Source organism: Citrobacter sp. CK189 (assembly GCF_030333505.1).
GTDB classification, from domain to species: Bacteria; Pseudomonadota; Gammaproteobacteria; order Enterobacterales; family Enterobacteriaceae; genus Citrobacter_B; species Citrobacter_B koseri.
In genome coordinates, this window is sequence record NZ_JAOWFV010000037.1 from 206381 (window position 1) to 222312 (window position 15932).

At 55.3% G+C, this 15932-nt stretch carries 11 protein-coding genes; 4 read left to right on the top strand and 7 right to left on the bottom strand.

Annotated elements, in window-relative coordinates:
- Nucleotides 1-4: 4 nt before the first annotated feature.
- Both OGV83_RS08800 and OGV83_RS08805 read right to left on the bottom strand, forming a co-directional pair.
- Entirely contained in the window at nt 5-1594 is a 1590-nt protein-coding gene (locus OGV83_RS08800; protein ID WP_248622786.1) for an STY4199 family HEPN domain-containing protein, read from the bottom strand.
- Nucleotides 1595-1875: 281 nt separating this feature from the next.
- Complete coding sequence (locus OGV83_RS08805) at nt 1876-2634, bottom strand: SDR family NAD(P)-dependent oxidoreductase (protein ID WP_110493681.1); 759 nt, start codon at nt 2632-2634, stop codon at nt 1876-1878.
- A 119-nt stretch (nt 2635-2753) separates the two neighbouring features.
- Here OGV83_RS08805 and OGV83_RS08810 point away from each other — a divergent pair, with 119 nt between their 5' ends.
- The 3 genes from OGV83_RS08810 to OGV83_RS08820 all read left to right on the top strand — a co-directional run bounded on the left by OGV83_RS08810 (nt 2754) and on the right by OGV83_RS08820 (nt 6354).
- Nucleotides 2754-3653, top strand: coding sequence for a LysR family transcriptional regulator (locus OGV83_RS08810; RefSeq protein ID WP_047460427.1), 900 nt, complete (start codon nt 2754-2756; stop codon nt 3651-3653).
- 47 nt (nt 3654-3700) lie between these two features.
- Complete coding sequence (gene yhjD / locus OGV83_RS08815; protein WP_012135646.1) at nt 3701-4729, top strand: inner membrane protein YhjD; 1029 nt, start codon at nt 3701-3703, stop codon at nt 4727-4729.
- A 302-nt stretch (nt 4730-5031) separates the two neighbouring features.
- Nucleotides 5032-6354 (top strand): MFS transporter, encoded by a 1323-nt coding sequence (locus OGV83_RS08820; protein WP_049011539.1) that lies wholly within the window; start codon nt 5032-5034, stop codon nt 6352-6354.
- Nucleotides 6355-6413: 59 nt separating this feature from the next.
- Here the strand turns inward: OGV83_RS08820 and OGV83_RS08825 are convergent, their stop codons facing one another.
- Together OGV83_RS08825 and pdeH are read right to left on the bottom strand one after the other, a co-directional pair.
- On the bottom strand, nt 6414-8471 hold the full coding sequence (locus OGV83_RS08825; RefSeq protein ID WP_110493680.1) for an AsmA family protein: 2058 nt from the start codon (nt 8469-8471) through the stop codon (nt 6414-6416).
- Nucleotides 8472-8592: 121 nt separating this feature from the next.
- Nucleotides 8593-9360 carry a cyclic-guanylate-specific phosphodiesterase gene (gene pdeH / locus OGV83_RS08830; RefSeq protein ID WP_012135651.1) on the bottom strand — a complete coding sequence of 256 codons (768 nt, stop codon included), beginning with the start codon at nt 9358-9360 and terminating at the stop codon, nt 8593-8595.
- A gap of 232 nt (nt 9361-9592) precedes the next feature.
- Between pdeH and kdgK the strand changes: the two genes are divergently transcribed.
- Nucleotides 9593-10522 carry a 2-dehydro-3-deoxygluconokinase gene (kdgK, locus tag OGV83_RS08835; RefSeq protein WP_049011537.1) on the top strand — a complete coding sequence of 310 codons (930 nt, stop codon included), beginning with the start codon at nt 9593-9595 and terminating at the stop codon, nt 10520-10522.
- Between the two features lie 86 nt (nt 10523-10608).
- On the opposite strand, the gene OGV83_RS08840 is transcribed toward kdgK, so the two are convergent.
- The 3 genes from OGV83_RS08840 to hmsP form a co-directional block, all read right to left on the bottom strand.
- A complete protein-coding gene (locus OGV83_RS08840) occupies nt 10609-12102 on the bottom strand; it encodes a M16 family metallopeptidase (protein ID WP_115181005.1) in 1494 nt (497 codons plus the stop codon).
- A gap of 219 nt (nt 12103-12321) precedes the next feature.
- Complete coding sequence (dctA, locus tag OGV83_RS08845) at nt 12322-13608, bottom strand: C4-dicarboxylate transporter DctC (RefSeq protein ID WP_012135654.1); 1287 nt, start codon at nt 13606-13608, stop codon at nt 12322-12324.
- Between the two features lie 157 nt (nt 13609-13765).
- Complete coding sequence (gene hmsP / locus OGV83_RS08850; RefSeq protein WP_024131042.1) at nt 13766-15772, bottom strand: biofilm formation regulator HmsP; 2007 nt, start codon at nt 15770-15772, stop codon at nt 13766-13768.
- Nucleotides 15773-15932 lie beyond the last annotated feature (160 nt).

Sequence of the window (15932 nt, forward strand, 5' to 3'; positions counted from 1 at the left end):
GGCGTTACCGAATCACGTTATAAATGGAGGTCTGAATCTTTAACCATTTTTTGTTTTCCACGCTGGGCTCGGCCTGAACACGCAGCCGGGCCTGCTCCATATCATGCTGCTGGCGCATCACCACCGCCGGAACGGTACAAAAACTTTGCAGATACTTTTTATGCAGCGACGTCAGCGACGCTCCGTTCAGCATGGCGTGGCTCAGCGACATCAGGAAGCGTCGGCAGGGTTTTACCTCATCCATCAGCGAAGGGTAGCGTAGCAGCAGTTGCAGCACATCGGCATTGCCCGCCGAAAACGCCTGTTCGGTCCAGGCCAGCTGCCAGTTCATCCCGCCCTGTAAGAACAACGCCGTAACGCGCGTATCATTACGGTCGATCGCCGAGCGCATATTAAACGGGTCCCAGGTGATCCCCATGCGGCTCATGGTTTCCCGCGCGGAGGGCGCCTCAAGCCGGGCGTCATCCTGCATGACCTCGTCGCGTTGTACGGGCGCGGCAGAAGGAGGCGGCGAGCTGAACAACCAAAACGCCCCCACCAGAATCGCCAACACCATTGTACCAACCGCACCCCACAACACCCCGGAAATCAGCTGCTCACGCTCTTCAGCCGTCCGCTGCTGTCGCTTGTGAGGCGGTTCAATACTCTCGCCAATTTCCTGGTTATCTCCCCCCGCCAGCGCGTCTTTTTCTCGCGCCTCCTCCCAGAATTTCTCCACCACGCCCTCATCGGACGCCATAAACGAAGCCGGATTTATGCGGGTGCGTTTTTCATTAAACGCCCGCTGTACCGAGCGGGTGATCTGGCGGAACTGACAATCCAGTAGCGACAACTGCACGGAACTGAGCGGCTGCCCGGCGATGATGCCGTTACGCGCCTGACGGCAATCTTCAAGGAACATACGCAGGGTCGTACGCGGCTCAACAAACAGCGTCAGCGCAGACGCGTCTTTGAAAAATGCGGAATAGTGACGGGCAAACGACTTTTTATCGACCACCATCAATGCCAGCTCGCTGAACAGCATCGCGCTGAGCGCATCCTGTCCTTCGCTGAGTTTTAACCAGCGTCGCAGACGATCGGCGCCAAAATGCAGCTTCAGGTAGCTATTCAACTGATGACGATCCGGCCACACCTGCGAAATAAGCGCTTTCAGCGTGAGTTCAATCGCCCGCAGCTGACGCCGGGCCTGTATTTGCGCGTCCTGATTGCCTGCATCAATATCAGTCTGATAAGTGAGAAGCGGCTGCCGCTGGCGCAGTTGTTCCAACGACGCCACAAAACGCAGGGCGGCAAGCAGTTGGTTTTCACTGACATCCTTCCCGCTGTCATATTGCGGAACATACTGCTGGAGATGTCGCAAATGCAGCATAAACTGGCTCAGTTGCGCATCGTTTATATGTAATTTTTTTGCCACCACGCTCCAGCCGCCTAAATTAAGGCGGGCTTGATCCAGTTGTTCCATAAACCAGCGCGGTTCTTTTCCTTCCGCAACATGTACGCCCAGCAGCAGCAGGATCTCCACTGACGCCTGACGGATGATGCCCAGACAGTGTTCAAAAGGCGAATGCATCGCCTGCGAAGCGTTATTCGTCATGATCTTCCCTAAAAAAGCCCCTCCATAAAGAAGGCTTTTAATATTATTTTAATTATCTGTTTTGATAGATATAACAGATTTTTTTGGCATTACAGTGACTACAACGCAAAGGTTGAGAAATTTATTGTGGGCGGCGAGGGAAATAAAGAGAAGTCGATGAACAGTCATCGCGGAATATTAAAATTAACGTCAGGAATAAAACAGCGTTCCTGAAATAAGTTTATCCTTAATCTAAATTAATGTTGCGGGTGTAAACCACCCGCTTAATATTATCATCCTGATTATAAGAACATGCCGCCCGACACTTCGATACGCTGCGCGGTCATCCAGCCCAGTTCATCGCTGAGCAACGCGGCGATGGCATCACCAATATCGTCCGGCAAACCAACCCGTCCCAGGGCGGTTTGTGACGCGATATACGCATTCAGTTGTTCATTGTCCCGCACATTGCCGCCGCCAAAATCAGTTTCAATGGCTCCCGGCGCAATAATGTTCACGGTGATGCCGCGTTCGCCCAGCTCTTTTGCCTGATAACGCGTCAGCACTTCCATCGCCCCCTTCATCGCGGCATAAGCGCTGTAGCCAGGCAACGCAAAACGGGCCAGCCCCGTCGACACATTGAGGATCCTGCCGCCATTCTTCAGCAGGGGTAACAGCCCCTGAGTCAGGAAAAACGGCCCTTTAAACTGAATGTTCAAAAGCTGGTCAAACTGCGCTTCAGTGAAGGTCGAATACGGCGCGTTGATGCCGATTCCGGCATTGTTCAATAAATAATCAAACGAATCACGCTGCCACTCCGTTTTCAGGGTTTCCCGCACCTTTTCAACAAACGCCGGGAATCCCGAAATATCCCCGACATTCAACTGCAATGCTGCGGCTTTCCCGCCTGATTGCGTAATTTCATGCACGACCTGCTGCGCCTCTTTTTCATTGCTGTTCCACGTCAGAATGATCCCGATTCCTTTGTTCGCCAGCTTAAGCGCCGCGTTTTTACCGAGCCCTCGGCTGCCGCCGGTCACTAATGCGATACGTTGCGTCATAAGAAACCTCATTTCAGGTGTTGTGAAGATTGAGAAAGAGCTTATTAGGTGTTAGAAAAACAATAAATGTAGCGAAATGCGCTTCACTGTTTCATTCAGAACAACACCGGGACCTCGCGATGGATAAAATTCACGCAATGCAGTTGTTCATTCGCGTCGCTGAACTGGAGAGTTTTTCCCGCGCCGCCGAAACATCAGGCCTTCCTAAAGGTAGCGTATCCCGCCAGATACAGGCGCTGGAAAACCACCTCGGCACGCAGTTGCTGCACCGCACCACCCGGCGGGTTCAGCTTACTCAGGACGGAATGGTGTATTACGAACGTGCGAAAGATCTGCTGACGAACCTGGACGAGCTGGACGGTTTATTCCAGCACGACCCGGCCAGCATCAGCGGCAAGCTGCGGGTCGATATGCCGGTTGGGGTCGCCAAGAACCTGGTGATACCGCGCCTGCCCGCGTTTTTACAGCAATATCCGGGTATTGAGCTGGAACTCAGCAGCAGCGATCGCCTGGTGGATTTGATACGGGAAGGGTTCGACTGCGTAGTGCGGGTCGGGACGCTAAAAGATTCCGGGTTGATCGCCCGCCCGTTGGGAAAGCTGTCGGTCATTAACTGCGCCAGCCCGCAGTATCTGGCGCGTTTTGGCTACCCAGAAGGTCTGGACGATCTGGCCTCGCATGCGGTGGTTCATTATTCCGTCAATCTGGGCACGCGCCCGCAAGGCTTCGAAGTGGCAACGGCAAACGGCACGCAGTGGATTAAAACCGGCGGCATTCTGACGGTCAACAGCACCGAGACCTACCATGCCGCCTGCCTGGCGGGGCTGGGAATCATTCAGGTGCCGCGCATCGGCGTTCGTGAGGCATTGCGCGCCGGGACGCTCATCGAGATCCTGCCGCAGTATCGCGCTGACCCAATGCCGGTGTCCCTGCTCTACCCGCATCGCCGCAACCTCTCCCGCCGGGTACACCTGTTTATGGAGTGGCTGACCGGCGTAATGAAAGACTACGTGGACTGACACGCTATACTGTTCTGAGAGTTAACAAAAGAAGGACTATCGACCTGATGACGCAGGAAAAAGACGTAAAACGCCCTATTCAGGAACTCGACCATGCGCCGGTGCCCAAAGTGGAGACGCACGATCGTGACGAACCAGAAACAAACAACAAGGCCACCCAGGCGCTCAAAACGGTCTCCACGACGGCAGCGAGAATCCAGCGTCAGCCGGTGATTGCCCACCTGATCCGCGCCGCAGAGCGTTTTAACGATCGGCTGGGCAACCAGTTTGGCGCCGCTATCACCTATTTCTCGTTTCTGTCGATGATCCCTGTCCTGATGGTGTCGTTTGCCGCCGCCGGTTTTATTCTCGCGTCACATCCCACGCTGTTAGAGGACATCTTCAATAAAATCCTGATGAACGTCAGCGACCCTACGCTGGCGTCCACGCTGAAAAGCACCATCAACACCGCCGTTCAGCAGCGAACCACCGTCGGCCTGGTGGGGCTGGGCATTGCGCTCTATTCCGGGATCAACTGGATGGGCAACCTGCGTGAAGCGATTCGCGCCCAGTCTCGGGACGTGTGGGAGCGCACCCCGCAGGATCAGGAAAAAATCTGGATAAAATACCTGCGCGATTTTGTCTCGCTGATTGGGCTGTTGGTTGCGCTGATTATCACGCTGTCCATTACCTCGATTGCCGGTTCTGCGCAGCAGATGATTATCTCCGCGCTGTATCTCGACAGCATTGAGTGGCTAAAACCCGCCTGGCGGTTGATTGGGCTGGCCATTTCGATTTTCGCCAACTACCTGCTGTTCTTCTGGATTTTCTGGCGGCTACCGCGCCATCGACCGCGCAAGAAGGCATTGATTCGCGGTACGTTTATCGCCGCGATCGGTTTTGAGGTGATCAAAATCATCATGACCTACACGCTGCCTTCCCTGGTGAAATCCCCGTCCGGCGCCGCATTCGGTTCCGTGCTTGGCCTGATGGCGTTCTTCTACTTCTTTGCCCGCCTGACGCTGTTTTGCGCGGCCTGGATAGCCACCGCCGAATACAAAGACGACCCGCGTATGCCAGGGAAAACCCACCGCTAGTTCATCATTTGATGCCGGATGGCGCGATGCTTATCCGGCCTACCGCCCGGCAGGTCGCTACGCCTTATACGGCACGCATTGCAGCATATAAATCCAGACCGTAACTTTTATTTAACCTAAAACCAGTTTTATCATCTAAGTTTAAAATTGTGTGAAGCATTTCATAGACGTGAAATCGCAGGTCTAAACATTATCCCCTTTTTGACCATTATTTGAGCAAAATCCCGCTTTGTTACAGATTGAAATGTCGCTTTTGCTGTGCGTAATATGGCCGTTCGTTCGCCAAAAAATAAGAAAATACTATGCAAGCAACCGCCACCACACTCGACAACGAACAGGAACACGTTCCGGTAAACTCGCGCAATAAAGTCGTCGTTGCCTCCCTCATCGGCACCGCCATTGAGTTCTTCGACTTCTACATTTACGCGACTGCCGCGGTAATCGTGTTCCCCCATATTTTCTTCCCGCAGGGCGATCCGGCAGCGGCAACGCTTCAGTCCCTCGCCACCTTCGCCATCGCCTTTGTCGCGCGCCCAATTGGCTCTGCGCTATTCGGCCACTTCGGCGACCGCGTCGGGCGTAAAGTGACGCTGGTGGCGTCATTGCTGACGATGGGGATCTCCACCGTCGTGATCGGCCTGCTGCCGGGCTATGCCACCATTGGCATTTTCGCCCCGCTGCTGCTGGCGCTGGCGCGCTTTGGCCAGGGTCTGGGTCTCGGCGGAGAATGGGGCGGCGCGGCGCTGCTGGCGACCGAAAACGCCCCGCCGCGCAAGCGCGCGCTGTACGGCTCTTTCCCGCAGCTTGGCGCGCCTATCGGCTTCTTCTTCGCCAACGGCACGTTCCTGCTCCTCTCCTGGCTGCTGACCGATGAGCAGTTCATGACCTGGGGCTGGCGTTTACCGTTCATTTTCTCTGCGGTGCTGGTCATTATCGGCCTGTACGTCCGCGTCTCGCTGCATGAAACACCGGTATTCGCTAAGGTCGCTGCGGCGAAAAAGCAGGTGAAAATCCCGCTGGGCACCCTGCTGACCCGGCACGTACGCGTAACGGTACTCGGGACATTCATCATGCTGGCGACCTATACGCTGTTCTACATCATGACGGTCTATTCCATGACGTACAGTACCGCAGCCGCTCCTGCGGGGCTCGGTTTACCGCGTAACGAGGTGTTGTGGATGTTGATGCTGGCGGTGATCGGCTTTGGCGTGATGGTGCCGGTTGCGGGCCTGCTGGCAGACGCTTTTGGTCGCCGTAAGAGCATGGTCATTATCACGACAATGATCATTCTGTTCGCGCTGTTTGCCTTTAAACCGTTGCTCGGTTCCGGTAATCCGGCATTGATATTCGTTTTCCTGCTGCTGGGGCTGAGTCTGATGGGGCTGACCTTCGGCCCGATGGGCGCGCTGTTGCCGGAGCTGTTCCCGACAGAAGTTCGCTACACCGGCGCGTCCTTCTCGTATAACGTGTCGTCAATTCTTGGCGCGTCCGTAGCGCCATATATTGCCGCATGGTTGCAGGGGAACTACGGTCTGGCGGCGGTCGGCACTTATCTGGCGTCAATGGCCGCCCTGACGCTGATTGCGCTGCTGTTGACCCATGAAACGCGCCACCAGTCGTTGTGATTTGACCGCCATCACCCATAGGCCGGATAAGGTGTTTACACCGCCATCCGGCACTATCATCATTTCTTCATCTGCGACAAAATCGTCCGACACTGATTCGCATCGCCTTCTGACGGGGAAATCAACGCCAGAAGCGCGGCGGCAGGCGTGACTAACGTCGCCAGCGCCGCAGCGACCGCGCCTCGCGCGATCAGCGGCCCGGCTTTCACCCCCGCCTGCGGGTTTTTAAACGACCCGCGCACATACAGCGGCGAACGCAGCGTAATAATGCGAATCCCTTTGCTCTCTGGATCGATGGTTAAATCCAGTTGCTCAGAGGCGAAACTCGCGGTTCCGGTGACGTTAACCAGCGCATTTTCCGTATCAAAAGCAAAGATTTGCGGGCGCGCAACGCCATTAACGATGTCAAGATTAGCCGCCGCGCAGTTGACCCGTACCTCATCGTCGCCAAATATCTGCCCGACAATAAAGTTACCCACGTTCAGGCCGACAATCTCCATCAGGTTGCGGCTGATCACGCCATCGTTCATCAGCAACTTCAGGTTGCCATTACTGTTACCTAACAGCGCCGCCACTGAATTGCCGCTTCCCCGGATATCCGCGTCACCGTTCATTTCGCCCAATGTTTTCTGCATCAGTTCGACATCCGGCATCAGCGCTTTCAGTTTAAGACGACGCGCCTGGATATTCGCCCTTCCCTGCATCGGCTTTTTATCCCCTTCCAGATGAATGCTGGAGACAATGCTGCCGCCTGCCAGGCCAAATTTCAGCGGCTGCAAACGTAAATCGGCATTTTTCAGGATGATATGGGTAGAGAGATCGCTGACCGGCAGGCTGCTGCCGTGCTCAATGCGCCCGCCCTTAAAGCGTACGTCGGCATCCATCACGTCCCATTTATCGGTTTCAAAGCGGTCATAAGGCAGCACTTTGTCGGCAGGCTGGATGCTCTTTTCACCCTTGCTTTGCTCGGCGCGTTTCGACTGCTGCGCCCCCTTCCCGGAATCCACGCCGATCAGCGGCCCCAGGTCAGCCAGGCGAAGCTGGCGCGACTCCACATCCCCTTCCAGTTTGGGGCGCGGCTTGCCGGTGGTGTAAGCAAGAGAGCCGTGAATATCGCTGTCGCCGATGCGGCCATTAAAATTGCGGTAGTCAAAAACTGAGGATGTCTCCGTATCGATTTTCGCCACCAGGCGACCGTCCGTTTCAAACGGCGGCGTGTCCGGCAGCAGTACGCCGGTCAGGTCGTACAATTCGCCCAGCGAGTCGCCGGAAAACTTAAGCTGGAGATCGACGCCGCCCATGTTCAGCGGATCGTTGACCACCCCGGCAAAGGCCACGCGAGTATTGCCCGAGCGGAAATCAGCCTGCACCGGGAAAGGCGCGCCTTCACTGCGTAACGCCAGCATACCGCCAATTTTGCCCGTGCCGGTCAGCGGTTCCCCGTTATAACGCCCCTGCGCCTTAAGGCCGAAAACATAATCCCCCACGTTGTTGTCGTTGTTGCTTTTGGCTCCCGTGACTTCGCTAAAAGGCAGTGGTTTACCCAGCGGATCAACCAGGATCTCGATATCGGCTTTGCTGACCTTATCGTCAATGGCGATGCGCCCCTGATCGAACAAAATCGTATCCAGACGGAACGACCAGGCGGACGGCTGCGCATTGGGATCGTTTTTCTCGTCAGCCGCAAGAGTGAAGGTCCAGTTATTGTTTTTCTCCGAGAGGCGGATAAGGCGGGCGTCAGGCTTCACCAGTTTGATCCACGGCAGCCAGACGGTTTTGGTCAGCAACGCCAGTGGCGCCAACGTGGCTTCAACGCGCGGGAGATGCACCATCGTGACTTCGGGGATATCCGGCGGATTGCCGAGGATAATGTCTTCGGCATGAACGTGCGGCCAGGGCACCCAGCTTCGCCAGCCGGTTTCCTGTTTTTGACGTTCCCACACCACGCCCAGATCGCCGCGAATGGCGAATGGCCGGTTGAGTTCTGTAGAGACTTTCTGGTTGATGGTCGGTTTGAGGCGATTCCAGTCAAATGTCGCAATCAGGACGATGAGTACGACGATCAACAACAACAAAGTCCCTGATATGGCAGCGGTTATTTTGCCTGCTTTCGTCATGTTTTACTTCCTCACTTCTTTCCTTGCCAGTCCTAAAGATAGTCCAGCAGACGGAAAAGGGAGGCAGGCTGCGTCCTGGAATACCGCGTGAAAGACGCGCCATTCCGGGAAACAGCGGGTATTACAGCATCAGGATCACCTGTTCAAGGTTCTCCAGCGGAACAGGACGCGACAGAAAATACCCCTGCGCCGCGAAAGCGGGCGAACGTTGTACATCGCGCCACTCTTCCAGCGTTTCCACGCCTTCGACGATAACGCCTCGGCAATAGCGGTTCATCAGTTGCAGCAGCAGCGTAAAGAGGTTTCGCCCTTCCGGCGTCTGGCGCAGCATCACAAACAGATCCCGCGCCACTTTGATGTAGTCGTAACGCACTTCGCTCAGGGCAGAGAAATTCGCCATGCCGGTGCCGAAATCATCCAGCCAGAGCGGGCCGAATTCACACATTGAGGCGAACGAAGAGTCTTTCGGTAAACGAATATGTTCCACCAGTTCGAATCGCAGCCAGGGCAGGCGCTCAATCGTTTTCAATACCTCTGGCTGCTGACGCATCGCGATCAGCGTCGGGCCATCGACATTGACCGAGGCCAGCAGGTCATGACGCATGAAAAAATCGGCTTTCTGCTCCAGAAACTGGAGCTGTTCTTTCACCACATCCACGCGGTGTCTTACCGCCAGTTCGGCAAAATAGCGATCCGGGGCAACGCGCCGGGAAGGGTTATCCGGGTGTACCACAACCGTCAGCAGTTCCACGGCCATCAATCGCCCGTTGGTCTGGTAGATTGGCTGATAAGTGTAAGCACGTTCGCACTGCAACCAAAAGCGCCGCTCCTGCAAGCTTTCAATGCTTGCCTCAGGAATGCTTAGCTGCTGGATAACCTGCTTTATCATCTCAGATGTCCTGTTAATGAGAGTGTGACTGCCCGGACTCGTCAAAGGTTATCGGCGCTCTGGCAAAGAACTTTATGTTCAGCGTCCCGCAAAATAGAAACAGCATGACAAAAATCAACACAGAATACGCGTTGGCTCAAAAAAATAATGGAACGATGTTTTAATATAGTTGACCGCTGAATACACCACAGCGCACACTAACGCTAATTTTTTTCAGAGCAGGTTCACGACTATGTCCAAAAAGATTGCCGTGATTGGCGAATGCATGATTGAGCTGTCACAGAAAGGCGCAGACGTTCAGCGCGGTTTCGGTGGCGACACGTTGAATACATCCGTTTACATCGCCCGTCAGGTCGATTCTGCGGCCTTGTCCGTACACTACGTGACGGCGCTGGGCACTGACAGCTTCAGCCAGCAAATGCTGGATTCATGGCAAGGCGAAAATGTCGATACCTCCCTCACGCAGCGCATGGAAAACCGTCTACCGGGCCTCTATTACATCGAGACGGACAGCACTGGCGAACGCACTTTTTATTACTGGCGCAACGAGGCGGCAGCGAAATTCTGGCTGGAGAGCGAGCAGTCTGCGGCAATCTGCGAAGAGCTGGCGACCTTCGACTACCTCTACCTGAGCGGGATCAGCCTTGCCATTTTAAGCCCGTCCAGCCGCGATAAATTACTGTCGCTGATGCGCGAATGCCGCGCCAACGGCGGGAAAGTCATTTTTGACAACAACTATCGTCCGCGCCTGTGGGCAAGCAAAGAAGAGACGCAGCAGGTATATCAGCAGATGCTGGAATGCACGGATATCGCGTTCCTGACGCTGGATGATGAAGACGCGTTGTGGGGTGAAAAGCCGGTTGCCGAGGTCATTGCCCGCACGCACGACGCAGGCGTCCAGGAAGTGGTGGTGAAACGCGGCGCAGATTCCTGCCTGGTTTCCATCAAAGGCGAAGAGGTGATTGACGTTCCGGCGGTGAAATTGCCAAAAGAGAAAGTGATCGACACCACCGCAGCGGGCGACTCCTTTAGCGCCGGGTATCTGGCAATACGTTTAACCGGCGGCGACGCTGCCGGGGCCGCACAGCGCGGGCACCTGACCGCCAGCACGGTCATTCAGCATCGCGGGGCGATTATCCCGCGCGATGCGATGCCGCAATAACCGCACTGTAGGCCGGATAAGCGTAGCGCCATCGGGCATGACATTCTCGCCGGATGGCGGCCGTGACCGCCTTATCCGGCCTACTGCTACTGCGCAGCCGGGATATCCGTGACTTCCGGGTGGACATCATCGGTTTCTGCGCTTGTTGCTGCTGCTGTCACTGGCGCCATGATTTGATCCCACGTCGCCTGTAGGTCCTTCATATTCAGCTCCGGTTCGCCCTTCGGCTGAAGCAGAATCAACGCCATATCTTGCGATAGCTGCTGACGCAGGTTTTGATTCAACATCTCAACGGTCAGGTTATTCAGGAAGTTCTGCCGTAAACGCTGGTACTGTTCCGGGGCAATATCGACCACCTGATTTTGCAACGAGCGCATCCGTTGGCTGATCAAGATATCGGTATCGGTACGCGCATAAGTGGCGAACAGCTTCTGCAACTCCAGATTCTTCTGCGCCACCAGCGCGTTAAACTCCTCTTCCGGCAAGCCGTTATCACGGACTTTCGCCAGTTCACGCGCCACCAGCCCCAGGTTCAGATTCAGCTTATCGCCGGGGGATTCAACGTTGATCGCGCACTGCGCACGCAGGAACAGCACCCGGCAGTCAAAGCCGAGACCAATCTCTTTGGCGTTGTTCTTGCTGAGCGCCTGCTGAACATGCCAGAACAGGGCTTCACGGGCTAAATCCGCCTGCCAGTAGCGCAGCAGCGCGGCAGACTCGCGAATGGGCTGCCACGGCGTATCCCACATGATGGAGAGACGATCCTGGCGCACGGCGTCAGTCATAATGCTGACCGCTTCGGCGCGCAGAGGGGAAAGCGTCGGCACCGGCGCAGGCGTTTCACGCTTGCCTTGCAACTCGCCGAAAGTTTTGTTGATCTGCTCAGAAACCGAACGCGCGTCCACGTTACCGACGATAATCAGCGTCATCGCGTCCGGGGTGTACCATTTCTGGTAAAACGCGTTAAGTTTCTCCACATCCACAGGCTGTTTCAGCGGCTCGGCCGGATCGTGGCCTAACAGCGCAGACCCTTTCAGACGATAGCGCCACCAGCCCTCTTTGGTGTCCATAGGCCAGGTGGCAACCATATCTTCACTATTGACTGCATGCGCAACTGTCTCTGGCGTGATGGACAGTTTGCCGGAGGTATGCGCCAGATAAGAGAGCGCCTCTTTTAGCAGATCGTTACGGGTGTTGGGCAGGCTGAGGTTATATAACGTGGAATCATAAGAAACGATAACGGGCGGCACAGGGCGTTTGGGGTCAAAGCCCTGCTGCCAGAGTGAACGTGCTTGCGCGGCCTCAAGGCCGCCGCTTTGCGTCAGCGCGATACGGGGAATGGCATGGCTGAAACCGCTCTGTTGCGTACTTTCGGTGAGCGAACCGGTATTGACCAGCAGACGAACCTCAATACGATCGCTTGGGCGCTGCGGGGTAGCTAATACTTGCCACTGTAATCCATTTGCCAGCGTCCCCTGTTGCCATGCCGGGTCAGGCTGGAGCGCATCTGCCTGCACATAGCCGACAGTAGCCATCATCAGCAGACTGCCCGCTAAGAGTCGAATTTTTGTGCCCTGCATGTAAACCCCTGATCAACAATCCTGGTAATAAAAAGACAGCCTGGAAGGCTTATCTGAATATGACGTTAAAAACACTTCGTGTTAGACCGCGCGAACATAAAAATGTCACGCCAGAAGTGAAAAAATCCCGAAGCCACATGTTGAGTGATTCGGGTGCAGGGGTCAATTATGCGCAAACACCCGCAGTCCTGGAAGGGACTGCGGGCATAAGAGGTGAGATTAAGAGGATAATTCGTGCGTTTTGCCATCAGGCGCACGATTATTCAGCACATCATCCAGCTTTTTGTGGTCCAGTTCTTTCACCCACTTCGCCACAACGACCGTTGCCACGCCGTTACCGACCAGGTTGGTCAGCGCGCGGGCTTCAGACATAAAGCGGTCGATACCGAGGATCAGCGCCAGACCCGCAACCGGTAAGTGGCCCACCGCAGAGATCGTCGCAGCCAGCACGATAAATCCGCTCCCCGTTACCCCGGCCGCCCCTTTCGAGGAGAGCAGCAGCACCACCAGCAGAGTTACCTGATGGAAGATATCCATATGACTGTTGGTCGCCTGGGCGATAAACACCGCCGCCATCGTCAGATAGATCGAGGTTCCGTCCAGGTTAAACGAGTAGCCTGTGGGAATAACCAGCCCCACCACCGACTTACGGCAGCCCAGCTTTTCCATCTTATCCAGCATACGCGGCAACACGGATTCGGAGGAGGACGTCCCCAGCACAATCAGCAGTTCTTCACGGATGTAGCGGATAAATTTAAAAATGCTGAAGCCAGCTGCGCGGGCAATCGAGCCAAGCACCACCACCACGAACAGAATACAGGTGATGTAGAAGCAGACAATCAGCTGCCCCAACTGCACCAGCGTACCCACGCCGTATTTACCGATAGTAAAGGCCATTGCACCGAAAGCACCGATAGGCGCCAGGCGCATGATCATGTTGATGATGCCGAAAATGACCTGCGAGAAGCTTTCAATCACGTTGAAAATCAGCTGGCCTTTGCTGCCCAGACGATGCAGCGCAAAGCCGAACATCACCGCAAACAGCAGAACCTGTAGGATATTACCGCTGGCGAACGCGCCGATGACGCTGCCCGGGATGATATCCATCAGGAAGCCCACGATTCCCTGGTCTTTTGCTTGTTCGGCGTAGATCGCCACCGCTTTAGCATCCAGCGTCGCCGGATCGACGTTCATCCCGGAGCCAGGCTGAACGACGTTGACGATAATGAGACCAATGATCAGCGCAATCGTACTGACAATCTCAAAGTAAAGCAGCGCAACCGCACCGGTGCGGCCCACCGCTTTCATGCTTTCCATACCTGCAATGCCGGTAACGACAGTACAGAAGATAACCGGTGCGATGACCATCTTAATCAGCTTAACGAACGCGTCGCCAAGCGGTTTCATTTGTGCGCCTAATTCAGGGTAGTAATGGCCAAGGAGGATACCAATGGCAATTGCTGTCAGGACCTGAAAGTAAAGGCTTTTGAACAGAGAGGTTTTCATAGGGTGTCCTTGAAGTAAAAACCACAGGTCTTGTAAGGTTATGGTTAACCTGCGGCCTTAAAATAACACCCACACAACATGACAGAAATGCACCTGGATCATAATTGAAACAAAAATGTTAAAAACTTTGAGCTGGCTCGCACAAGTCTGACCTTTTTTAAGTTTTGTAATCAGGCTGCGCGTTCTTCAGGTAACGTTCTTCAAACACATCCGGCGGAACCGCGCGGGCAAACAAGAAACCTTGCGCCACGTCCACCCCTGCCTGCGCCAGCCAGTCGCGCTGCGCTTCGGTCTCCACGCCTTCCGCAATCATTTTCAGGTTAAGGCTGCGCGCCATCAGGATAATCGCCGTAACCATGCTGTCATCCTCCGGCAATCCCTCAACAAACATTTTGTCGATTTTTAGTATATCGACCGGCAGCGATTTCATGTGCTGAAGCTGACGCAACCCTGCGTATCCCATACCAAAGTCATCCAGCGCGATGCGTACGCCCGCGCTGCGCAGCGGGCGCAGGATGGCGACGGCGGCATGCGGGTCGTCGATGCGTCGGCTTTCCGTTACTTCCAGAATCAATGTATCCGGCTGAATACGATAGCGGCTTAGCAGCTCCAGCAGATCCGACACCATATTCGGGTGCATGAGCTGCAATGCGGAAAGATTCACCGAGAGCGGCATCATCACGCCGCGCTCCTGCCAGGCGGAAAGCTGGCGACAGGACTCTTCCAGCACCCAGTACCCGACCGTCACCATCAGACCGCAGGATTCGATACGGTCAATTAACCCTTCCGGGAGTTCCCAACTGCCATCCGGCTGCTGCACGCGTAATAATGCTTCTGCGCTCAGGACCTTACCGCTGGACATCTCCACCTGCGGTTGCAGCCAGATGGCGAACTGGTGGTTATCCAGCGCGTTGAGAATATCGCTCTCTTCCGTCAATCTCTGCTGCGCGGCTTCCATCTGCGCCGGGTCAAAGAACTGAATCTGATTTTTACCTTTGCGGCGGGCGGTAAAGGCGGCGGAGACGGCGCGACCATAAAGCGCCTCAGCCGTCAGGTCGCCGTAAAACATCGCCACCCCAATGCTGCAACTGGGGCGCAGCTGGATGCTTTCGATCGGCAGCCGTTCATTAATGACAGTGAGCACTTGCTGACCTAACGTAATCGCGTGCCACGGTTCTTTTACGCCGTGCGCGATGATGGCGAAATCAAAGCCGCTTACCTGCGTCAGCACCATTCGCGGCGCCAGCACCGATTTCAGTTTTTCCACCAGCGTAAGCAACAGGATTTCCCGCTGCGTCTCTTTGAGCACGCCTGCGGTATCGCGCAGCGTTTCACAGGTGACAATCATTAACGCCGTCGTCTGCTGACGCGTCACAACCTGTTCCAGAAGCCCCATCAGAAAAGCCTTGTTGGGGAGCTCGGAAACCGGAAAGCGCATCGCATGATCGTTTTGCTCAATGCTGTGACGCTGGGCAATCTGCTGATTCAGGTTGTAGCTACGCACCAGCATACCGATCTCATCGTCATGATGCAGACGCGGCAGCGCCAGCTGATGGCCTGTCAGCTCCTGCGGCGGGATATCGTTAAGCTCCCGGGCGATTTTGCGTAGAGGATGCACAATCAGGCGGTTCATACACCAGGTTATCGCCACCGTCAGCATCAGCGATAAAAGTAAGTAAATGGTCACTAACGTCGAGAGTGTGCTCATCACGAACTTATACATGCGGAACGAGTCCGCCTGGAGCACCAGATACGCCAGCGGCTGTGGGTTGGCTGGCCGCTCAAGGGAATAGACCGGCAGCGAGATCTGCACCGGCAGTTCAAACAGACGCGTCACCGTCACCGGGACGGAGCGCTCAGGAATAAAACTCATTCGTAGCGCCTGGAATTGGTTCGGCAGCACCACGTCGGCGCGGCTGACCACGCCCGCAGGCTGAATGCGCGCCAGGATGGTTTCCGCTTCAGGGATATCCGCTTTCAGGATTGCGGCGGACAGCGGTTCGCGGACAGAACGGGCGATACTTTCCAGTTGCGTAGCCGTGTTATAGCGGTTCTGCTGTACTAAATGAAACAGCAAAACGGTGCAAAAAATAAATACAAACACCAGGACAACGGCCGCAACCATTGCCATCTGCTTAATTGTTAACGAGCGGCTGACGCGCAAATTGACTCTCCATGACTATCCCCAGGCTGCCGCCAGAGTATACCCGATCGCGCAGACATAAAGAGAGGCCGTATCTGAAAAGGACTTTTCTGAATCATCAGTGCCGGATGGCGGCGTAACCGCCTTATCCGGCCTACAGAAAGCGCACCTTGCCGGATGG